The sequence below is a fragment of the Vibrio owensii CAIM 1854 = LMG 25443 genome (genome assembly GCF_000817815.1).
GTDB classification, from domain to species: domain Bacteria; phylum Pseudomonadota; class Gammaproteobacteria; order Enterobacterales; family Vibrionaceae; genus Vibrio; species Vibrio owensii.
On sequence record NZ_JPRD01000007.1, the window covers coordinates 57,148 to 79,259 of the forward strand.

The 22,112-nt window shown below is 43.4% G+C and carries 22 protein-coding genes; 18 read left to right on the top strand and 4 right to left on the bottom strand.

The annotated features are described in order from the left end of the window. Nucleotides 1-32 precede the first annotated feature (32 nt). Together H735_RS03275 and H735_RS03280 are read right to left on the bottom strand one after the other, a co-directional pair. The gene (locus H735_RS03275) at nucleotides 33-563 is read right to left on the bottom strand and encodes a hypothetical protein (protein WP_005435209.1); all 531 of its coding nucleotides are present in this window, start codon (nucleotides 561-563) and stop codon (nucleotides 33-35) included. Nucleotides 564-737: 174 nt separating this feature from the next. Then, nucleotides 738-1,109, bottom strand: a complete 372-nt coding sequence (locus H735_RS03280; RefSeq protein WP_005427087.1) for a YgiW/YdeI family stress tolerance OB fold protein — start codon at nucleotides 1,107-1,109, stop codon at nucleotides 738-740. A gap of 164 nt (nucleotides 1,110-1,273) precedes the next feature. Between H735_RS03280 and H735_RS03285 the strand changes: the two genes are divergently transcribed. The 4 genes from H735_RS03285 (at nucleotide 1,274) to modC (ending at nucleotide 5,373) form a co-directional block, all read left to right on the top strand. Next, entirely contained in the window at nucleotides 1,274-2,725 is a 1,452-nt protein-coding gene (locus H735_RS03285; protein WP_027726763.1) for a cobyric acid synthase, read from the top strand. Nucleotides 2,726-2,815: 90 nt separating this feature from the next. Then, nucleotides 2,816-3,568 carry a molybdate ABC transporter substrate-binding protein gene (modA, locus tag H735_RS03290; protein ID WP_020196878.1) on the top strand — a complete coding sequence of 251 codons (753 nt, stop codon included), beginning with the start codon at nucleotides 2,816-2,818 and terminating at the stop codon, nucleotides 3,566-3,568. Between the two features lie 12 nt (nucleotides 3,569-3,580). Further along, nucleotides 3,581-4,270: a molybdate ABC transporter permease subunit gene (modB, locus tag H735_RS03295; RefSeq protein WP_020196879.1), complete on the top strand. Its 690-nt coding sequence runs from the start codon at nucleotides 3,581-3,583 to the stop codon at nucleotides 4,268-4,270. Beyond that, nucleotides 4,267-5,373 carry a molybdenum ABC transporter ATP-binding protein ModC gene (gene modC / locus H735_RS03300; RefSeq protein WP_020196880.1) on the top strand — a complete coding sequence of 369 codons (1,107 nt, stop codon included), beginning with the start codon at nucleotides 4,267-4,269 and terminating at the stop codon, nucleotides 5,371-5,373. The genes modB and modC overlap by 4 nt, the downstream gene beginning before the upstream one ends. Nucleotides 5,374-5,441: 68 nt before the next feature. On the opposite strand, the gene H735_RS03305 is transcribed toward modC, so the two are convergent. Beyond that, complete coding sequence (locus H735_RS03305; protein ID WP_020196881.1) at nucleotides 5,442-5,879, bottom strand: DUF3069 domain-containing protein; 438 nt, start codon at nucleotides 5,877-5,879, stop codon at nucleotides 5,442-5,444. 245 nt (nucleotides 5,880-6,124) lie between these two features. Between H735_RS03305 and H735_RS03310 the strand changes: the two genes are divergently transcribed. Further along, nucleotides 6,125-7,084, top strand: coding sequence for a diguanylate cyclase (locus tag H735_RS03310; protein ID WP_020196882.1), 960 nt, complete (start codon nucleotides 6,125-6,127; stop codon nucleotides 7,082-7,084). A gap of 14 nt (nucleotides 7,085-7,098) precedes the next feature. Beyond that, nucleotides 7,099-8,070, top strand: a complete 972-nt coding sequence (locus H735_RS03315; protein WP_020196883.1) for a Solitary outer membrane autotransporter beta-barrel domain — start codon at nucleotides 7,099-7,101, stop codon at nucleotides 8,068-8,070. A gap of 12 nt (nucleotides 8,071-8,082) precedes the next feature. Here H735_RS03315 and H735_RS03320 read toward each other — a convergent pair whose 3' ends face one another. Continuing rightward, nucleotides 8,083-9,327 carry a GGDEF domain-containing protein gene (locus H735_RS03320; protein ID WP_027726765.1) on the bottom strand — a complete coding sequence of 415 codons (1,245 nt, stop codon included), beginning with the start codon at nucleotides 9,325-9,327 and terminating at the stop codon, nucleotides 8,083-8,085. Between the two features lie 255 nt (nucleotides 9,328-9,582). Between H735_RS03320 and H735_RS03325 the strand changes: the two genes are divergently transcribed. The 12 genes from H735_RS03325 to H735_RS03375 all read left to right on the top strand — a co-directional run bounded on the left by H735_RS03325 (nucleotide 9,583) and on the right by H735_RS03375 (nucleotide 22,102). Further along, complete coding sequence (locus H735_RS03325) at nucleotides 9,583-9,951, top strand: late competence development ComFB family protein (RefSeq protein ID WP_005435183.1); 369 nt, start codon at nucleotides 9,583-9,585, stop codon at nucleotides 9,949-9,951. A 62-nt stretch (nucleotides 9,952-10,013) separates the two neighbouring features. After that, nucleotides 10,014-10,295 carry an HlyU family transcriptional regulator gene (locus tag H735_RS03330; protein WP_005427008.1) on the top strand — a complete coding sequence of 94 codons (282 nt, stop codon included), beginning with the start codon at nucleotides 10,014-10,016 and terminating at the stop codon, nucleotides 10,293-10,295. A gap of 464 nt (nucleotides 10,296-10,759) precedes the next feature. After that, nucleotides 10,760-11,482 carry a hypothetical protein gene (locus H735_RS03335; protein ID WP_020196885.1) on the top strand — a complete coding sequence of 241 codons (723 nt, stop codon included), beginning with the start codon at nucleotides 10,760-10,762 and terminating at the stop codon, nucleotides 11,480-11,482. Nucleotides 11,483-11,739: 257 nt separating this feature from the next. After that, the gene (locus tag H735_RS03340; RefSeq protein WP_020196886.1) at nucleotides 11,740-12,459 is read left to right on the top strand and encodes a hypothetical protein; all 720 of its coding nucleotides are present in this window, start codon (nucleotides 11,740-11,742) and stop codon (nucleotides 12,457-12,459) included. A 491-nt stretch (nucleotides 12,460-12,950) separates the two neighbouring features. Beyond that, nucleotides 12,951-14,507 carry a Re/Si-specific NAD(P)(+) transhydrogenase subunit alpha gene (locus H735_RS03345; protein ID WP_020196887.1) on the top strand — a complete coding sequence of 519 codons (1,557 nt, stop codon included), beginning with the start codon at nucleotides 12,951-12,953 and terminating at the stop codon, nucleotides 14,505-14,507. 12 nt (nucleotides 14,508-14,519) lie between these two features. Next, nucleotides 14,520-15,914, top strand: a complete 1,395-nt coding sequence (pntB, locus tag H735_RS03350) for a Re/Si-specific NAD(P)(+) transhydrogenase subunit beta (RefSeq protein ID WP_005435174.1) — start codon at nucleotides 14,520-14,522, stop codon at nucleotides 15,912-15,914. A 188-nt stretch (nucleotides 15,915-16,102) separates the two neighbouring features. Then, complete coding sequence (gene vxrA / locus H735_RS03355) at nucleotides 16,103-17,524, top strand: sensor histidine kinase VxrA (protein WP_304944935.1); 1,422 nt, start codon at nucleotides 16,103-16,105, stop codon at nucleotides 17,522-17,524. Continuing rightward, nucleotides 17,499-18,161, top strand: coding sequence for a response regulator transcription factor VxrB (gene vxrB, locus H735_RS03360; protein WP_005435172.1), 663 nt, complete (start codon nucleotides 17,499-17,501; stop codon nucleotides 18,159-18,161). The genes vxrA and vxrB overlap by 26 nt, the downstream gene beginning before the upstream one ends. 8 nt (nucleotides 18,162-18,169) lie before the next feature. Beyond that, nucleotides 18,170-19,051 carry a DUF2861 family protein gene (locus H735_RS03365; RefSeq protein WP_005435171.1) on the top strand — a complete coding sequence of 294 codons (882 nt, stop codon included), beginning with the start codon at nucleotides 18,170-18,172 and terminating at the stop codon, nucleotides 19,049-19,051. 59 nt (nucleotides 19,052-19,110) lie between these two features. Next, nucleotides 19,111-20,229 carry a conjugal transfer protein TraF gene (locus H735_RS03370; protein ID WP_020196889.1) on the top strand — a complete coding sequence of 373 codons (1,119 nt, stop codon included), beginning with the start codon at nucleotides 19,111-19,113 and terminating at the stop codon, nucleotides 20,227-20,229. Nucleotides 20,230-20,271: 42 nt separating this feature from the next. Beyond that, nucleotides 20,272-20,427, top strand: coding sequence for a YoaH family protein (locus tag H735_RS29785; protein ID WP_005427041.1), 156 nt, complete (start codon nucleotides 20,272-20,274; stop codon nucleotides 20,425-20,427). Between the two features lie 1,195 nt (nucleotides 20,428-21,622). Continuing rightward, nucleotides 21,623-22,102 (top strand): hypothetical protein, encoded by a 480-nt coding sequence (locus tag H735_RS03375; protein ID WP_202905991.1) that lies wholly within the window; start codon nucleotides 21,623-21,625, stop codon nucleotides 22,100-22,102. Nucleotides 22,103-22,112 lie beyond the last annotated feature (10 nt).

Consider the following 22,112-nt stretch of genomic DNA (forward strand, 5'->3'; position numbering starts at 1 on the left):
CTTTTTAATTTCAAATCAGTTACTTATTGGTATTAATAAGCAAAGCGCGCAGAGAGAACAAGCTGTTGACCATACGTGCCATTGTCTTTTAAATCTGCACCCAACGACAGTTGCTGTGTTGAATGGAAGCGAGCACCAAGGTTGTAGATGGTTTTAGAATCATCGTTGTCGATCAACTGGCCAATACGACCGTGCAATTCAACATTCTGCATAAACCAAATACGTGTGCCAATGTTAACTTCGGTTTTCCATTCGTCGCCATCACCATTGTCTTTTTTAATGTTGTGGACCAACATTTGGCCGAAGATATCCGCGAACTGACCAGCAGGACCATTAAAACCAATACCACCTGCAATGTCCCAATCGCCGCTGAACTCACTATCGGCACGGCCTACAAAGTGCGTGTTTTCGGTGAAGTAGGTTGTTACCTCTCCACCAAACGTACCTGGGCTAGTACCCATGCGGAATTCCATCGTGTTGTAGTTGAAGTTGTTTGCATGTGCAGATAGCGGCAAAACAGCGCACAAACCAAAGGCAGCAACCTTTAGAGCTTTACCTAACATGGGTGTCTCCGGGCAAGAAAATAATACGAACGAAAAAAAGGTCTGCAAAATGCAGACCAAGATTTACAAAGTATCATTTTAGGCGTTTCCCGTCACCTAATGCACTAGGACAAAGTGCGTATGATTTGTTCAGTTCAATGTTGTGCTGCCCAATTGAGCAGCGAAAAGGCAAGATTACATAACAACAAGGTGTTCTACTTCAATTTCTGGCTTGCTGCCGCCTTCAAACTCGCCAAACAGACGTACTTTTGTCGTTTGATCGATTGGCGTCGTTAGGCGGATGTCGTCGTCCAACTCAACCATGATTTCACCAGAGCCGTCGCTAAAGATAAATTGGTCGGCACGAGTTTGACGAAGTAGGTTGCCTTCTACAACCACGTCTTTCTCAGTGAACATGCTTGAGTCTTTAATCAATGCATCGACTTTCTCAACCGTAACAGGGCCATTAAATTGAATGCTTGATTGGCCGTGATTATGGTCTTTAGCCATTGCAACAGTAGGAGCGATAGCAAGTGCAGCGATAGTAGCGATAACAGTGTTTTTCATAATTTGGTTTCTCTATATAGGTGTTCGTTTTTGATGGTGCTATTAAAACAAACCTTATTTGAACCATTACTGATTCGAACATTCATATTCGATTCATTTTCTTGAGTCCTATGCTGAGATAACGTTATGATTGTTCACCTTCTTTTTTCTCTTATTAAACGTTCATGAAATCACCAATCCCTTCATTAATGGTTCAAGGCACAACTTCAGATGCCGGAAAAAGCGTCCTTGTGGCAGGTTTATGCCGGGTATTAGCCCGCAAAGGGATAAAGGTTGCCCCATTCAAGCCACAGAATATGGCGTTAAACAGTGCAGTAACCAAAGATGGAGGTGAGATTGGGCGTGCTCAAGCGGTTCAGGCACAAGCTTGCAACATTGAGCCTACGGTTCACATGAATCCTGTGTTGATTAAGCCGAACAGCGATACCGGCGCTCAGATCATCTTACAAGGCAAGGCGTTGTCGAATATGGACGCTGTCGGCTTTCATGATTACAAGAAAGTGGCAATGGGAACGGTGCTGGATTCATTCGCAAAGCTAACAGATGAATTCGAATCCGTGATGATAGAAGGTGCGGGTAGTCCTGCGGAAATCAACTTAAGAGAAAATGACATCGCAAACATGGGCTTTGCAGAAGAAGCCGACGTTCCGGTCATTATTATTGCGGATATCGACCGTGGTGGTGTGTTTGCCCATCTGTATGGAACGCTGGCGTTACTATCCGAATCTGAACAAGCTCGCGTTAAAGGCTTCGTTATAAATCGCTTCCGTGGCGACATCAGCTTGCTTGAATCTGGTCTTGATTGGCTAGAAGAGAAAACTGGCAAGCCTGTGCTTGGTGTACTACCGTATCTTCACGGATTAAACCTCGAAGCAGAAGATGCCATTACGGCGCAGCAAGAGCTGTCTTCACAAGTGAAACTCAGTGTTGTGGTACCAGTATTAACGCGCATCAGTAATCATACCGATTTTGATGTGTTGCGCCTAAACCCAGACATTAACCTTCGCTATGTGGGTAAAGGTGAAAAGCTCGATAAAGCCGATCTCGTGATCCTACCGGGCACTAAGTCAGTCCGAGACGATTTGGATTATCTCCGTAGCCAAGGCTGGGATAAAGACATTCAACGCCACATCCGTCTGGGCGGTAAAGTCATTGGCATCTGTGGTGGTTACCAGATGCTTGGCAACGTAATTGATGATCCAAATGGTGTAGAGGGCCAGCCTGGTCGTAGCGAAGGTCTTGGTTTGTTAGACATCACGACAACTCTAACCAACAGTAAACAGCTTACTCATTCACAAGCAGATTTATTCCTAAACGGAAAAACAGCCAAAGTGAAGGGTTATGAAATCCATGTAGGAAGAAGTGAAGTTCAGGACGCACAACCTCTCAAGTTAAATTCTGGCGAAGCAGAAGGAGCGCTGAGTGAATGCGGCCAAATTATGGGAACTTACCTACACGGGTTCTTCGATGAAGCAGATGTGCTGAGCTTGGTGTCTGAATGGGTAAACGGTACTCAAATCAAACAACAAGACTTTGAAGAGTTAAAAGAACAAGGCATTAATCGCATTGCGGATGCGATAGAACAACATATGAATCTTGACTTTCTGTTCAAATAAATCCAGTTTTTAACTGTTTGAAGCATAAATAAAAGTGGGCTCGTTGTTCCACAATATCTTTTTCTGCCTGTCTAGCACTGGAGTGTTTTTATGAAAGCATGGAAGATTCATGCTTGCCTAGCGGCAATACTGAGCGTTTCATCAGCAGCAAACGCAACGACCGATTTAAAAGTCTATGCGGCTTCGTCAATGACCAATGCGATTGACGATATCGCGCAAAAATTTGAACAACAATACGACGTAAAAGTCACACCTGTATACGGCGGGTCTTCATCCATCGCTCGCCAAATTCTAAACGGCGCACCAGCTGATGTGTTTATCTCTGCAAACACTAAGTGGATGAACTACTTGGTAAAATCTAAAGCAGTAAAGAGTGACAATGTCACCGAACTGGTTCGTAATAGTCTGGTTCTTATTGCTCCTAAAGCTTCAACTGTGACTTCATTTAACTTTTCAGACACCAGTGCCTGGAGCCAAGCTTTAGAGGGTAATCGCCTTGCACTAGGTAACCCAGTCTCGGTTCCTGCGGGCATGTATGCGCGAGAATCTCTTACTAACCTTGGTGTTTGGAAACAGCTTGAGCGACAAGTAGCGCCAGCGAAAAACGTTCGACTCGCCTTAGCATTAGTTGAACGCGGTGAAGCGCCACTTGGTGTGGTTTACAAAACGGATGCGCTTTTAACAGATAAAGTAAAAGTGGTCGGTGAATTTGCCAATAACACCCACGCTGATATCGTCTATCCAGCGGCTATCGTTAAAGACTCGACGCAATCAGAACAATTCTTCGAATATTTGAAATCTGACGATGCCAAACAAGTGTTTGCGCAGTACGGTTTTCAATAAAAAGGGCCCAGAGTGACAGAACTTGAATACCAAGCCTTAATGTTAAGCCTAAAAGTTGGCGCGTATGCCGTCGTGTGGCTTATTCCATTGGGCGTCGCTCTTGCTTGGTTGCTTTCACGAAAAGAGTTTATCGGCAAATCCATTCTCGACAGCCTTATTCATTTACCGTTGGTTTTACCGCCAGTAGTGATCGGCTACCTACTGCTGATCTCGCTAGGTCGCCAAGGCGTTTTGGGTAACTGGCTTTTTGAACACTTTGGTCTGGTGTTCAGTTTCAACTGGAAGGGCGCAGTTATCGCTTGTATCGTTGTTGCCTTGCCTCTAATGGTGCGTTCCGTTCGCCTTAGCTTAGATAACGTTGATCCTAAACTCGAACACGCCGCATCAACGCTAGGCGCGTCACCTTTCAAAGTCTTCCTAACTATTACGCTACCTTTAACGATACCCGGCATCATTACTGGCACTATGCTATCTTTTGCTCGTAGCTTAGGAGAGTTTGGTGCAACGATCAGTTTTGTCTCAAACATTCCCGGAGAGACACAAACCATTCCTTTAGCGATGTACAACTTCATAGAAACACCTGGAGCTGAGATGGAAGCCGCTCGCTTATGCATCATTTCTATTGTCTTGGCTCTGTCGACGTTAATGATTTCAGAATGGTTAAATCGCAAAGCAGCTTCACGTCTGGGAGCTAAGCGATGAGCATTAAAATTCAATTTAAACAATCACTTGGCGAAACTGATTTTGATATTGACTTATCGTTACCGGGTAACGGAATAAGCGCATTATTTGGCCGTTCTGGTGCCGGAAAGACCACACTTATCAACATTATCAGCGGGTTGGTGACGCCAAAGCAAGGTAAAGTGTCGATTGGTGAACACGTTCTTTTCGATAGTGATACCGGAATTAATTTACCCACGCACAAGCGCAAAATCGGTTATGTATTTCAAGACTCGCGCTTATTCCCGCATTACTCTGTGAAAGGTAACTTGCTCTACGGCGTAGCCGAAAAAGACGATGATTACTTTGATAAAGTGACAGAGTTGCTCGCGATTAAGCCTCTGTTAAAGCGCTTTCCAATCTCGTTATCCGGCGGTGAGAAGCAGCGTGTCGCTATTGCTCGAGCCTTGCTATCAAAGCCAAATCTATTATTGATGGATGAGCCGTTAGCGTCATTGGATATGCCACGTAAGCGTGAAGTGATGCCATTTTTGGAAGAGTTGTCTGAGCAGGTCAATATTCCTATCGTCTACGTTACCCATAGCTTACAAGAGATCCTGCGTTTAGCGCAGCACCTGTCGATTCTCGATAAAGGCAGAATCATGACGTCAGGTAAATTAGAGGAAGTGTGGGCATCTCATGCTATGCGCCCTTGGCAGTCATTCTCAGACCACAGTAGCTTGTTTGAAGGAAAAATCGCGACACACCACGAGAAATACGCGTTAACGTGCGTGAAACTCGCTCCAAGCGCTTGTCTGTGGGTGCAAAAAGTGGATGGGGAGCCTGATACACCAATCCGACTGCAAGTGCGTGCAAACGACGTATCCATCGCGCTAGAAAAGCCAATATCAACATCGATTCGAAACGTACTACCAGCAACGGTGGCGTCAATAGAAGCGCTCTCAACTGGTGAAGATAAGCAAAGTATTACTGTATCGTTAAAGCTTGATGAAGATTGTCACTTATGGGCGACGATAACACCGTGGGCATTGGATGATCTGAATTTGAAAGTCGGTGATGAGGTTTATGCTCAAGTTAAAGGTGTGAGTGTCACGCAACGCGATATTGCTTTGGCGCATCATTAAGTTCTCTAAACCGTAGATACACAAAAGGCCGCAGGGTGCGGCCTTTATTATTAAAGAAAGTGTCGGAATTACTTCGCGAAAACTTCTTTGAATTCACGCTTAAGAAGAGGGTCACGACGTGCTTTCTTAAGTTGCTTAACCATGTCTTTTACACAGTTGTGTAGAACATTGTCTAGCAGTTGAGCACGGTAGTCTTCTTTATCTTCATCTGTCATGTTTTCTGGCAGGTTAAGAGTCGGGAATTCTTCCATCACATTCAGACCAGCAAAAGCTTGGCCAACAGAAACTAGAGCGTGGAACTGCTCGAAGTTGTCTAGAATGTTTTGTGCACTTCCTGGCATTTCATCCCAAGATGCACGAACAGCTTCTTCAGACACTTCATGGATAGAGGTAACCATCTCAAACATTTGCTCTGGAACTTCATCGAATTCGATAACTTTACGTAGTTCTGGAGAAATAGATTCTAGATCGATTTTTTTGCTTTCGTTGTTAGTTGCTTCTGACATCATGAGTCCTGTTAGTACATAAGAGCGCACGTAATTTGTAGTGCGTAATGTAACCAGATTAAAGTGTCCCTAGTTACAAAAGGCGGGAATATTAATACCAAATGCGTCAAATAGCTACCATAAGAACTATTTGATTACGTGACCGTTCAACAAAAAAATATAGCACTAAATTTGTCGCGTAATGCAACAACCTCGTGTGTATGATATATGTTTAATAAAGACTGATAAAAAGAATGGAACGCGCTATGCAACCGACAGGGACATCGATGCGCATTCTCTTAGTTGATGACGTTCAGCTAGACCGAATGCAGTTGGCAATCCGATTAAAACAACAAGGTCACATTGTTAAAGCCGTTGGCAGCGGGATGGAAGCCCTCAATACCTATGAGAGTTTCGACCCTGAACTCGTGCTGCTGGATATTGCGATGCCGGACATGAACGGCTTCGAAGTTTCACTTCATATCAGAGAAACCTTTCCAGACTGGATCCCAATCATCTTCTTAAGCAGTCACGAAGAGCCAGAAATGATCGCGAAAGCAATCGAAGCGGGCGGTGATGACTATTTGATTAAGCCTGTTGATAAGCTTGTTCTAAATTCTAAGTTAATGGCAATGCAGCGAATTGCGCACATGCGTCGTGAGTTAAAGCAAGCCACCGCACAGCTCGAAGAGATGAATTCACGTTTGCAACAACAGGCAAATGAAGATGGCCTAACCAAACTCTACAACCGTCGTTATATTGATCAGAAGCTCGAAACCATGATTGCGTGGCACGGTCGTCACCACATGCCGATGGCGCTAATTCTTCTTGATGTCGATTTCTTTAAGCCGTTTAACGATAACTACGGCCATATAGAAGGGGATCGCTGTCTACAAGCCATCGCGAATCAGTTAAAAGCAACCTTCTGTCGTTCTGGTGAATATGTGGGGCGTTATGGAGGAGAAGAGTTTGTCATCTTGCTTAATAGCACAGATGCGCAGACCGCCGAAAAAGAAGCTGAGCGTGTACAAGAAGCGATGTACTTCCTAGATTATCCTCATGCGTATTCAAGCGTCGCAAATAGAGTGACAGTGTCACAAGGGGTGTTTGCATTTCAACCAACAGGTAAGGATAATGTCGCCGAATTGTACGCGACAGCAGATAGGGCGCTATATACGTCCAAATCGCTTGGAAGAAATACGTATACGGTGGTAAATGCAAGTTAAATCAAAAGGATAAGATGAAATATGCTTTAGTGACATTGTCACTTATTTCAACAGCAACTCACGCTAGCCCGGTTCAACAAACTTTGCAGAAAGAGTTTGAGCGTAACTTTGCCATCGGTATCGTCCTATCAGACAGTGATGTGTTCACCCTTGGCTTTCACGACTTTGACCCTAACAAATACCTCGACATAGACAACGAAGACATAGGAACGCAAGACTCCGTTGACTTAAGAAAACAAGTTGCTATTTCCACACTTCCTTATCATCTCTCTCTCACTGACGACGAGCAATCCCCAACAAAGTACAATTTAAAAGGGCGCTTGTATGCATTGGGAATCGATCAAGACGTTCATATAAATGAAGACAAAACCCCTGATCGAAACAAAGAACTTATCCTAGGTTCTTACACCGAACTAGAACGCCAAAACAAACTGACAGAACATCTCACGTTGAGCACCGCCGCTGGCGCTCATCTTATGTATTATCGCAACGAGTATGACTACCGAAGTGATGCTATCAGTGACTTGAGGCCCTTTTTAGATGGCGTATTCCTGAATACGGATGCGTGGGCTATTGTGGGTGAAGTGAACGCCGAGCTGAAGTATTTAGAAAACGAGCATTGGGGTAAATGGTATGTTTGGTCGTCTCCACATTATTTCTACGGTAAAGGATGGGGAGAAGGCAATAACGGGGATGTCGGCAACCCAGAAGGCTGGTATTGGGTCAACGGTGTAAAGTTATTCTATGACTTTACCAAGGTAGGCCGAACGGTCCAGTCCGTTTATACCAGCTTTAACCGAGTTGATGTAGGTGGGGACACGAGCAAACCGATGAACACGTCGCATTATTACGAAGCGAGTGTAGGTTGGCTGATGACACCACCTTTTAAGTCTGATTGGATCGATAACGTCGGTTTGGGGCTGACCATTAACTATGGCAGCGCGCTAAAAGGCGGCAGTTTAGTGTTGTTCTTTAATCAAGAATAGTTTTTATAAGCGTTAGGCGTGGCAGTACTTCACACAGTTTCTGCCCGCTTTTTTGGCTTTATACAAAGCTTCATCCGCAAGCTTAATGACATCTGCAGGGTTTCGTGCACTGCGACTGTCTGCAACACCAAAGCTTGCTGTAACTGACACCGTTTTCTTCTTCGAATCTGCACTACCGCGTTTTTTACGACCTTGCTTGTTGTCGTCAGGGCGAGTGTCTTGGTCACGAAGAATCATTTCATATTGCGCTATCAATTCACGAACTTCTTCTAAATGCGCTTCACAGTCTTCCGTATATTTGCCTTTGAATACAATGGTGAACTCCTCGCCACCAAAGCGGTAAACTTTCGCGCCACCTTGTGTCTTCATTAGGCGTGATGCGACCATTTTTAACACGTCATCGCCTGTGTCATGACCATAGGTATCATTGAACTTTTTAAAGTGGTCAACGTCTAGCATCGCAATAGTAAATTTACGTCCCATGTGTTTGAGCTCAAGATCCAGCGCACGGCGGCTTGGAATCAGCGTCAAACTGTCGGTGAAAGCCAATTGATGACTCGCCGACGTTGAGTAGATGATGATCAAAAGACCTGTCAGCGTAAACATCGTGCTAGAAATATACTGAACGTCAAAGAAGATAAACGTTGCTGATGCTAGCACCATCGCAGAGTAGGTCATGGCATGAATGATCTTGTTTTTCTTTAAGACCAAGATACCCAGAAAACACACGATACCAATGCAATACAACACCAAGACAAGTGGTAACTTAGAGAGAGTCGGTACGATAAACAAGATACCGTTAGTCCATTCATCAAATCCACCTTCGACGTAATATGTCAAAGTTACGTAGGACCAAAATACGAACATGATCAGCATGAACACGTAAGTCAACGTCGCTCTTGAATCAAAACCTTCTTTATTGAAGATGAACACCGCGAGAAATGAAACGGGTAACAAGCTCGCTAATATAGTGAGCTCTAAAAGCGCAGTTCCGGTTTGAAGAGGGACTTGAAGGCGATGTTGAATCACAAAGTAGGCAAAGAGCATGGCGATACAAACCATGGACTCTCGACCTTGCTTGAACGAATAACACATCAACAACGCACAACCGAGCAAAATGTACGGCAAATTCGCAGCGATTCCCCAGTTAGATTGCGTCATCTGAATGATGTTATCCATACCCAAACTGACTACGCCCAACAACAAGATTGGGAATAGGAATCGAAAGCCTGGGGAGGTCATTAAAGATGAAACCATCTACTGCAAATTACCTGAAAATAGTTGAATATATCTAGTGAGTTAGGTTAAGCATTCAATTAATACCGTGTGCAAACAGTATAAATTCTGTAACTTTCAAAACTAACAAGAATACGTGTATTTGGGAATTTTCCAAGTGTTTTACAGCGAACGCTTACAAAAAGAGAGAGGTTGATTAAATTAAGAGCAATCAACGAGTTGCACGTTAGTCCCGACTGCTATACTTTCAAAGTGTTGAACAAAGGAGAAAAATCGATGCAGATCAGTTCAGACGTACACAATTACATGGAAACACTGGTTGGGCAGGTACTTGCTTCAGAGCAGTACGTGGCGCAGTTCGACAATGAACAATTGGCGGATATTGCATGTTTAGCGCTCATTCAACTAAAGCCAGTGTACATTCGTCATGACATCGATTTTTTGTCTGCACTTCCAGAGCGTAAACTGGCTCAATTCAAACAAAGTGTCGATGTGGCGGTTGAGAACGCAGCAGTGATGATTCAGGAAGACAGACGCAAAAATCGTAACAATGATGTGCCTGTAATTTTGTCGCATACCAGTTATGATGAAGACAAAGAACTGGATTGGTTCGAGAAACCTATCCTCAACGTCAACATAAAGTAATTGATGCTCACCACTGTATAGAAAACTACCTATAAGAGAGTGGGCATACCCAAGGAGGAACCGTGGGATTCTTTTCGCGCTTGTTTGGTGGCAGTGACAAAGCTGCCGAAGTAAAAACCGTTGAACCAGTAGAATACAAAGGCTACTTAATTTACCAAGAAAGCCTTTCAGAAGGTGGCCAGTACCGCATCGCAGGGCGTATCGAAAAAGATTTCGACGGAGAAGTGAAATCACACCGTTTTATCCGTTCAGATTTGCTAGGTTCAGAGCAAGATGCCAACGAACTGATGCTAAAAAAATCGCAGATGTTTATCGACCAAATGGGTGAAAAGATCTTCGATTAGTTCTTCGACCTTATTTTCAATCGTCATAAAGCCATTAACTTTTGTTAGTGGCTTTTTTTATTCCCAATTAACTACTCAACATATTGCAGCTAAATATTTATTGTTAAGTGCAACGCTAGACAGGAGAAGCGTAAATATAAGTAATTTATACGCTAATTTTTCATTTTACTCATTACTTTTAAAAAGATGAGTTGCTTATTAATATCAATGAAAAAGCACATCAAAATAGAAATATTATTTATGTATTTTTCGTGTCGATAATGCTTAACACTAGCCCTATTATTGAGTCAAATTGTTTCAAAGTTTATCACTTTGTAATGACATTAAAGTTACTTGTTGCTGACTTTGTGAAATCTCTGTTTGTGTGTAATCCCACTGCCCGATATGACCAGTCAAATCGGTAGTTCAAAAGAAAATGTGCACTAAAAGGAAGGTGGCATTTACGTGTTGCCGGAGATGATCAAATGAGAAAAAACATTACTTCTGTTGCGTTGCTAACAGTAATTTCAACCCCAGTTTTAGCAGAAAAGTTAGAGGGCTCAGTAGAGGCTTATATCGACGATAATAATAATGCTGGTATCTATTCCTCACTCAATTTAACTGACCAAATTTACGTTGATGTAGAGGTCGCTGAAAGTAATTTTGGAGCTATTGGTGCAGGTTATACATTTAATACAGGTACTGGTATTTATGCAGCTTACGTTAGTGCCGACGGATTTGAAGAAGCACGCCTAGAAGTTTCACAAGATTATAAATTAACCGATCGATTAACTCTAAGTGGTAGCGTTCAATACAGGAATGGTCTGAATAACGATCAAGCCGATTACGCTCTTGTACACGGCGATGATATTGGCAGTCACGGGGCAGTACCACCACCAATCACACCAAATCGCCACAAGGACTTTTACAATGGCGGTCAACTCCCTGCGGGTGAGCATACTGTACCTGATATCGGTATCCAACGAACCGCTGTAGACACTGTATACAAACAATCACAAATGTTGGCCTACAACATTGGTGTTGAATATGCGCTCAACAGCTTATCTCTATCGTACGATTATGATTACTATCAGCAACTTGAAGATTTTTATGGGGCAGAAGATGCGCAGTCTCATACTGCACAAATAACATATACAGGTTCTGAGAGCCTTCAACCATATGTTAAGGTGACTTTAGTAACGGTTTGACCACTGTAGGCTTAGTTGTTCCGTTTTAATGAACTTATTTATGCATAGAGCTATTTTAGTTTAACTTTATCTCTCTCGACTTTGCCTCACTAACCAGTGGGGCTTTTTTAAACATGATATTCCTCCAATTTTTTGAGGGACTATCTACCCCTAAAGTCTAGTCTAAACCTAATTCAATGAACCTATCGATGGTTGGACTGACAAAGCCAAAACATAAACAAAAAAACATCATCAAACGATAGTAACAGGATTAAGCCATGACTAAGCTTAAAACTCTTCAAGGAGCAATTAATACGCTTCGCCCGTTAAAAATAGAAGTTCAGCAACGCAAACTCTTGCTGCGAGAAGTAAAAGGTCAAGTGTTGAACATACACTCGACGCTGCACAATATTGGCCTTGGTTCAGGGAGCGAAATACAAAAGCTCGACAATATGTTTGCACGCGCAATTTCAGTATCTGGTTGGGCGTCAATGGAGCAAGCGCTTGATGCTCTCTATGATGAGCTAATCGTTTTAGCGAAACAGGCTAAAGCAGAAAAAGCAGCAGCGTTCAAACTAGAGTGGGACAACCTTCAGTGTAAAATCAATGATTTATCTTCCATGGATAACAACGATCTAAAACTAAGGATAAGAGAACATTTAATTAAAAACGGAGATTGTGCAAACACAGCGGATGAGACCGCTATGAGCATGGTAATTGCCTATAGGTTGTTAGAGACAATAGATATCACCAACTTTGCGCTACCGGATGTTCTACAAGAAGTTGCCGAGATTGAATCCGTTCCTCCTAAAATGATTAACGCGTTAGTAGATGTTGAACATGAGATCTCTAAACAGATAGTAATCAATAAAGGGCATCTATATGAAGTTGTCGATGAGAACAAAGGCAATTTAATCGTTGAGAGTGACCTAGGTTGGAAAGTGCTGTTCCCTAAAGGGAGTGAAGGTACGCAGTTTGAATACCTGTCATATCGTTGATCGTTGACGAGTGGAAACAACATGACTGAATATCGTTTGATTTAACTTCGATTAAGAAATCACTGCAACTTGATTCGAATCATCTTAAAGAGAGCCATTAGTGTATATGCTGATAGCTCTCTTTCTTTTTAAGGCTTAAATATCTGTAAAACAAGCAGTTAGCAGACGTCTGGTTAGACCTCTGCTTAGTGATGCAAATCGTTGTTATTTTTCAGCGCGAAGTGGAGAATTATTCATTACGTGGCGTTATATGTAATGAAATTTAGTATTTTTATTACAAAACACTTGAAGTCACGATTGACGTTAGATAAAAACAGAATAATAACAGGACTGTTAGTCAAGAAGTGACTGTGCAAATGGGTGACCCCAAACACCATCATTCGTTTGTATTTATCTTGCGTAGTAAACAGATAGAAATAAAAAAGAATTAGAGTAGAGCGACGCTCTGTTTTGGGACTAATTTATTGATATGTATACAAGGAGTATGCGTTTTGCAAATCGGTGTACCTAGAGAAATACTCGCGGGTGAATCGCGAGTAGCTGCATCACCAAAGTCGGTTGAGCAGTTAATTAAGTTGGGGTTCGATGTCGCAATCGAATCACAAGCGGGGGTGCTAGCCAGTTTCGATGATGCCGCTTATGAAGCTGCAGGGGCGAAAATTGTATCTAGTGAAGAAGTATGGACATCAGGCTTAATTCTCAAAGTCAATGCGCCACTCGTAGATGAAGAAAAAGGCATCGACGAAATCGCATTACTGCAAGATGGCGCAACATTAGTGAGCTTCATCTGGCCTGCTCAAAATGCAGAGTTAATGGAACAACTCTCTAGCAAGAACATCAACGTTCTCGCAATGGATGCGGTTCCTCGTATTTCTCGTGCTCAAGCATTAGACGCACTCTCTTCTATGGCGAACATTGCCGGTTACCGTGCAGTGGTTGAAGCCGCTCATGAATTCGGTCGATTCTTCACAGGTCAAATCACCGCTGCTGGTAAAGTACCGCCTGCAAAAGTATTGGTTGCAGGTGCAGGTGTAGCAGGTCTTGCTGCTATCGGCGCAGCAGGTAGCCTTGGCGCTATCGTTCGTTCTTTTGATGTTCGTCCTGAAGTAAAAGAACAAGTTGAATCGATGGGCGCAGAGTTCCTAACGGTAGACTTCAAAGAAGACTCTGGCTCAGGTGACGGCTACGCAAAAGAAATGTCGGATGAATTCAACAAGAAAGCAGCTGAGCTTTACGCTGAGCAAGCGAAAGATGTTGATATCATCATTACAACTGCACTGATTCCTGGCAGACCAGCGCCAACGCTTATCACCAAAGAGATGGTTGATAGCATGAAAGCGGGCAGTGTGATCGTTGACCTTGCTGCTGCAAACGGTGGTAACTGCGAATACACAGTAAAAGATCAAGTTATTACCACGGCTAACGGCGTGAAAATCGTTGGTTACACTGACATGGTAGGCCGTCTGCCAACGCAATCTTCTCAGCTTTACGCAACCAACCTTGTAAACCTTCTCAAACTGCTTTGCAAAGAGAAAGATGGCAACATCAATATCGACTTCGAAGACGTTGTGCTTCGTGGCGTAACAGTAGTAAAAGAAGGCGAAGTGACATGGCCTGCGCCGTCAATTCAGGTGTCTGCACAGCCACAAGCCAAACCGCAAGAACCCGTTAAACCTCAACCTAAAGTTGAAGAACCAACGTCACCACTGAAGAAATTCGGTGCTTTAGCAGTCGGTTTAGGTGCCTTTGCTTGGGTCGCTTCTGTTGCTCCAGCTGCATTCCTATCTCATTTCACCGTATTCGTACTGGCGTGTGTAGTAGGTTACTACGTAGTTTGGAACGTAACGCATGCACTGCACACACCGCTTATGTCTGTAACCAACGCGATTTCAGGCATCATCGTAGTAGGTGCACTGCTGCAAATTGGTCAGGGTAATGGCGTCGTTACCTTCCTATCATTCATTGCTGTACTCATTGCGAGCATAAACATCTTTGGTGGCTTTACCGTAACCAAACGTATGCTCGAAATGTTCCGCAAAGATAAATAATAGGAGTGACCAATGTCTGCAGGATTAGTACAAGCGGCATACATCATTGCTGCACTATTTTTCATCTTAAGTCTCGCGGGACTTTCTAAACAAGAATCGGCAAGAAACGGTAACTACTACGGTATTGCGGGTATGGCGATTGCGCTTATTGCGACAATCTTTAGCCCGAATGCGGAAGGTTTTGTTTGGGTCATCATTGCGATGGTCATCGGTGGTAGCATCGGTATCCACTACGCGAAGAAAGTAGAAATGACTCAAATGCCTGAACTGGTTGCGATCCTACACAGCTTTGTAGGTATGGCTGCGGTATTGGTAGGTTACAACAGTTACCTAGAGCCACCAGCACCAGTTTCAACTGACCTAGCTGGTATGCACGCTGAACACGTAATTCACCTAGTGGAAGTCTTCCTTGGTGTGTTCATCGGTGCGGTAACCTTCACTGGTTCAGTCGTTGCTTTCGGTAAGCTACGCGGCACGATCTCTTCTTCGCCACTTAACTTGCCTCACAAACACAAAATGAACCTTGCGGCGATCGTCGTTTCTACGCTTCTTATGATTTACTTCGTAAAAGCGGACGGCAGCATGTTCGCATTGATCGTAATGACGCTGATTGCTTTTGCATTCGGTTACCACTTGGTCGCATCTATCGGTGGTGCAGATATGCCGGTTGTGGTTTCAATGCTGAACTCATACTCAGGTTGGGCAGCAGCGGCAGCAGGTTTCATGCTTGCAAACGACCTATTGATCGTGACAGGTGCATTGGTAGGTTCTTCTGGTGCGATCCTTTCTTACATCATGTGTAAAGCAATGAACCGCTCGTTCATCAGCGTTATCGCTGGCGGCTTCGGTCAAGAAGTTGTGATTTCAAGTGACGAAGAGCAGGGCGAGCATCGCGAAACTTCAGCAGAAGAAGTAGCAGAAATGCTGAAGAACTCAAAATCAGTGATCATCACTCCGGGATACGGCATGGCAGTAGCTCAAGCGCAATACCCAGTGCATGAGATTACTGAGAAGCTACGCGCACAAGGTATTGAAGTTCGCTTCGGTATTCACCCAGTAGCGGGCCGTCTGCCTGGTCACATGAACGTACTGCTAGCGGAAGCAAAAGTGCCTTACGATATCGTGCTAGAAATGGACGAAATCAACGATGACTTCCCAGAAACAGATACGGTTCTTGTCATCGGTGCAAACGACACAGTTAACCCAGCAGCTCTTGAAGATCCAAACAGCCCAATTGCAGGCATGCCTGTACTAGAAGTTTGGAACGCGCAAAACGTAGTCGTATTCAAGCGTTCAATGAATACGGGTTACGCAGGTGTACAGAACCCACTGTTCTTTAAAGAAAACACCTCAATGCTGTTCGGTGATGCGAAAGAAAGCGTCGAGGCAATTTTCAAAGCACTTTAATATAATTTGCTTTAAAACTAATCAAGGCCAGCATTCGCTGGCCTTTTTTTGTGCGCTTTCAATGTTATAGTACTGCAAATCCTTAAGCCGTCTAATGTCATTTGCTTGTTTATTGATGTATAGTTCTGGCTAATATAATTAGTAACGGTAACAGTTTGATTAAACAGTTTTTGCTACGTTCTGCCTTAATGCTGCCAATTTTTTCGGCACCCGCATTTGCAGATTCATTACCAGAACGAATAGATACGTTTACAGAGCTATTTAACTACGAAGTGGCTCTTAAATCGTATGATATACGCATACTGCAGTCTAACTATCCGACCAAGTTACTGTCGCCGGATTCGATGTTGCCTCAAACGACAGATTATCCGCTGAAAGACATTCAGCAACTGTACCGTTTAGCGAACACGTGTCGCGGAAAATTACCATTAAGTCCTTTAATTACTGAACCTTTAGTCTTTACACGTGCCATATGTAAGGGGACGCAACTTACACCACGTTGGTTTTCGCGCAGCGGTTTAATCCATCCAGGTGGTGGTACCTACGCAGCACGTTATGCAGAGAAGTATCCTGAGCTACGTCCTAAGCTTGCTCAGTACATGCATATCAAAGAGCGAAATAACGACGAAGGGGACGAGCTACTCGAAAGCCTACAGAATATGGATGATGACGCAATCAACGCTCTCATCGCTGGCGCGAGTATGTTTATTGAAGGAAAAGAGTTGTGGTTACGCCGTGGCGACCATTACTTTGTATTCGCTAAAAACGTTTGGCAGGAGAACGTAGCAAACGCTGGCCTGTCTTACGGTTTAGCATCAGAAAGCCGAAGCTGCTTCGTAAAACGCGGCAACATTTGTTGGGATGTCGAAGATCACTCGCAAGTGTTGCGGATCAGTATGATCATCCTCGTGATTGCCAATATTTTGTTGGTGATCGGTTGGGCAGTGTATCGTTGGAACAGTAAACGTGAAGAAATGCGCAGCCGAATGTTGGTACTGCAAATTCTAACGCACGAACTGAGAACGCCGATCGCATCGCTGTCTTTAACAGTTGAGGGTTTCCGTCGCGAATTTGAACATCTGCCCGAAAGTGTTTATGACGAATTTCGCCGATTGTGTGAAGATACGCGCCGATTACGCCAATTAGCAGAGGCAAGTAAGGATTATTTGCAATCTGATAACCAAATGCTTGCAACAGACTGGGTTCCATCCGTTGCAGAGTGGCTAGAATATAAGATTGAAGAAGAATTTGATAACGCTGTACTTTTCAAAATAAATGAAGATGTAGCTGCTAAAGTTAACGTGTATTGGCTCGGGACCTGTATCGATAACTTGCTACGTAACGCATTGAAGTATGGTGAAGCACCGGTTGAACTATGTGTAGAAACCAGTGCAGATAAAATCATTATCCAAGTCATCGATGCCGGCAGTTTAACTGCGAAAGATTGGGCAAACCTAAGAAAACCGTTCGTGAGTAAGAGCGGCTTAGGACTTGGACTAACAATAGTTGAATCAATGGTAGGCCGCATGGGCGGAAAAATGTCCCTAATGGGACCACCTACAACCTTTATATTGGAGATACCTTGTGAAACAGACACTGCTTCTCGTTGAGGACGATAAAAACTTGGCTGACGGCCTGTTAGTAAGCCTGGAACAAGCAGGATATGAGTGTTTACATGTGGAGCGTATTTCAGACGTTGAGCCACAATGGAAAAAGGCTGACTTAGTCATTCTGGATCGCCAACTACCAGACGGCGATTCTGTACAATCTCTTCCTGAATGGAAAAAAATTAAAGATATCCCAGTAATCCTGCTAACAGCATTGGTTACTGTTAAAGATAAAGTAGCGGGCCTAGACTCTGGCGCAAACGACTACTTGACTAAACCTTTTGCTGAAGCGGAGCTATTCGCTCGCATTCGTGCACAACTACGTGCACCAGATTCAGCAGAGCAAGGTAACGCTGATAAAGTGATGACAAAAGACCTAGAGATCGACCGTGCAACGCGCGAAGTCGTATTTAAAGGTGAGATGATCACACTGACTCGTACAGAGTTCGACTTGTTGTTGTTCCTAGCATCAAACCTAGGCCGTGTATTTACACGTGACGAATTGCTTGACCACGTATGGGGTTACAACCACTTCCCAACAACGCGTACTGTTGATACTCACGTACTTCAGCTTCGCCAAAAACTGCCTGGTCTTGAAATCGAAACGCTTCGTGGCGTTGGCTACAAGATGAAAGCGTAAGAGCAAGAATGAAAACACTACTTCCTGTAGTTCTATCATTACTGTTAGTGAAACCAGTCCATGCAACGGACTGGTTTCAAACAAACACACCTCTCACACAAGCGCACCAACATCTCCTAGAAGATGACCTTGGTGGCATGTTCAATTCCCTGGTCGAACTCTGGCAAAGCGAACCCAATAAAGAGCTAAGACCACATCTTAATGACTTGCTTGCTCAATCATTGTCTAAAGACTGTGGTAAATCTCTTACTGGTGTAACACTGCCTGATTGGATCAGCGGTATTAACGTTATTCGTCAGACTATTCAAAGTCCGGGTCGTGACACTTACCGCTTAGTGGTCAAGTTACGTGCAACCACCGATATAGAAGACATTTCTTTTCGTCGTTGGGTTGATAGCTCAATCTCTGCGGATGCCTCATTTAACTATGAAGAGCCGCAAGAGGGCGCAGAACTCGCGAATGAACGAAACTTCCTCAAGCGCTATAACTTAACCGGTAAGTTAGACGCAGGGTTGTATCATCTTTCCATCACGACGAAAGATAACCGCACTTATCGAACTTGGGTAATCTTAGGGGATTCGAACTCGACGCAATACGTTCGTTGGACATCTAAAGAGAATTGGAAGGTCGAAAAGAGCGCATTACGAAATCCGCACTGTCCATTGCCACAACTCGAAGTCGGCTTATACGATTATGTTGAAGGGCAATACGATCAGGTGTGGAAAAAGACCTACGAGTCAAACTACCCAAATGCATTAGAGCTTGAAGGCATCCCCAACGATCGCTATGTGTTAGCCGTGAGCATTAACAGTCGCCGTTGGCAAGGGGACATTATTGTGGAGCAGGCTCAAACTATTAGTCGAACTTATGATGTTTCTCTCGAAGAATAGTTAAAGAAATTACACTTGTGCCGATATAAGTTCAGGAAGAACAAAAACACAAGTGTAGTATGAAGACACAATACAAAATTTTAGCCACTACAATGACTGCTGCGCTATTCTCTGGCGCGGCTTCTGCTGCGACTTACGCAGTCGAGGCACGCAGTGATGCGATGGGTGGCGTTGGCACCGTATCTGCCTCTTACCTAACAGCACCATTCTTTAACCCAGCTCTTACCGCGATTTACCGACGTAATGATGATGCAGGTATGATCGTACCGAGCTTTGGTATCAACTATAACGACCAAGATGACATTATTGATTCGATTGAACGCATCGGAAAAATGAGTCCATCAGATCCAAATTTAGAAAATGAGCTAAAAGCGCTTAACAATAAGCAGGCCAGTTTCGACCTTGGTGGTGTAGTAGCAATTGGTATTCCAAACAAGTTTCTATCAGCCACCGCATACGGAAAACTGTATACAGAGTCGTTTGTAGAACCAGAGATCAAAGACGCTACGGATATCAATGCAAACTACGTCCGCGGAGTATCGATTGGTGTAGCAGAAGCGGGGATTTCACTCGCGAAGTACACCAACTTCATGAATCAACACCTGTCATTTGGCATTACGCCTAAACTGCAGCGTATCTACACTTATTCATACGCGACAAGCTTTGCTGCGTTCGATACTAAAGATCTACGTGAAAATGAAACCGCAGAAACTATGTTCAACTTGGATGCTGGCGCGCTTTGGTTCTTCGGTCCGTATCGATTAGGTATTTCTGCGAAGAACTTGATTGGCCGAGATGTGAAAACCAAGTCATTCACATACAACAGCGACACAATCCAATCCTATGAATACAGCATGCGACCTGTTTACACCGTTGGTGCAGGTTACGTAGCGGATTACTTCAGCTTTAGTGTTGATTACGACCTAAATGAAGAGAAGAAGTTCTCTACCTTTGATGACAACACACAAATGCTTCGTGCGGGTTTTGAAATCGATGTTCTACGCCAGCTAGCACTTCGTGGCGGTTACATGAAAAACCTAGCTCGTTCAGACGACGAGGGTACGATTACTGCGGGTATTGGATTATCACCACTCAACTTAATAGAGATGGATATTTCCGCTCAATACACCAATGAAAACGCAATGGGCGCTTCAATTAATTTCCTTGCGACCTACTAAGCGAATCGTTATAGTCAGCTCCTCACATTGAGGAGCTTTTTTATGTTTGACGATTTACCACCTCTGTCCCATCAAGAACAGCAACAAGCTGTAGAACGTATTCAAGAGCTAATGCAAAAGGGTACCAGTACCGCAGAAGCGATTAAGATCGTTGCAGAGCAAATTCGAGCAGAATACGCAGCAAAGAAACAAGACTAAGAAATTACGAAGAGCAGGGCACAGACCCTGCTTTTTTACGCCCGTCGAATACATAACCAAAACAGACAACTCACCACCTTTCTTCAAACAAAACATTACGTTACCACGTCACACCAATAGACCTGAAGTACAGTAGGAACCTCTACCATAATTAGTTAGTAAAATTTTACTAACTGCGATTAACTGTCACTTTTAAAATGCAGAGGAAAACACCACCCATAGAGGATGTCGCCAATAAAAGTCATAAAATACAGCGAGTTAACAAAGAATAAAAGACTGGCATAGGAATGCGTGATGCGTGGTTTTGTAATTAAATTACAAAGGCTTATTTAGATGGGTGATCTGGCAGTAGAATGTTCTGCAAAAATCTAAAAGAGACACCGTCACTTTGGTGTTCACTTAAATGAGTGCGATATGAAGGGAACTTTGATGACAGTAAGTGCTTGCGGACTAACATCCATTAATCCAACAGTACTCACCTAAAACAGCAAATCTAAATGTGTGAATAGAAAGAAATCGGATTGGATGGATGTACAGTTAGTGCTGTTATTTTTAAGAAAATGATCATTAGGCAACACAACTAGGCAGAGCGATTCTGGAACCTCTTTTACTTACGCGTTACGTTGTAACGCTGTGTGTAACAAAAAGAAATTGAGCGCAACACGCTTGTACCACTAATAGTGTTCTGCGTAGGGAAGTTCGTTTTCCCTACCTGATTTAGCTTCAATGCAGAAGCTCAGTGGTGAGTTCTCGAAAGAAAATAGATGAATGTAAGTAAGGTTGAGTTATGTATGGTGGGTCTAATCATTGTGTAATGAGGATCTGCAAAACGCTTAAACCTTTCGAGCAAGTTCAGACCCACACTAATGACGATTTACACAGCGAGCAGGGAGCTAATACATTTGGCAGGTCGATTGACCTCGACAGGCTTCCAAATTCGTTTTCATCGACGTCTACCAAAAATCAAGAAGCCTACAAAAAAGCCGAACCTTAGCGATGGGGTTCGGCTTTTTTGCTAACAAAACGCCAAAAAAAGCGCTAACAGCCATTCTTCAAGCTAATGTCAAAACTGTTTTGTAAGTCACTGAATTATCGTTGCTTAGAAGTGATAAAAGATCCAAAATGCACCGATTAATATGGCTTGTCGCTGTATAAGAAGCGTTATGCATTTTAATAAATTAGAGGAACTTTTCAGTTGGATCCATCATCCTTATTAGCCGATATGTTGGCTGAATCGTATAAAAGAAGTCCAAAACTTACCGTTTTTAGTGTGTTCTTTATTATCACATTGATTGTCGGTGGGGTTACTGCGGCTGAGTACCTTAAAGAGTCGGATTTTAAAAATAGGGCTCCTGAAAGTATCGCGCTACAGTTAGATGAACTGGATAAATTTGATGAAGGGTTGAAGAATTTAACAGCGTTTGTTCAATTGCAAAAAGAGCAACTAACGGAACAGCAAAAAGTTATCTCAGAGCTGGAGAAAAAACGCTCTGAATTAGAGCCTATCGTAGAATCTCAAACAGAAGTAGTTGAGGCTATCTTTCGTGTGCAAGAACAACGAGAACAAAGAGGCAAATGGTTTGATATAGGCTTGGGTTTTGTGTTGGGTATTATCGGCTCTTTGATCTCGTCTGTAATTTTTAAGCTTATAGAAAAACGGCGAAAAAATGCATAACAAATTGTTC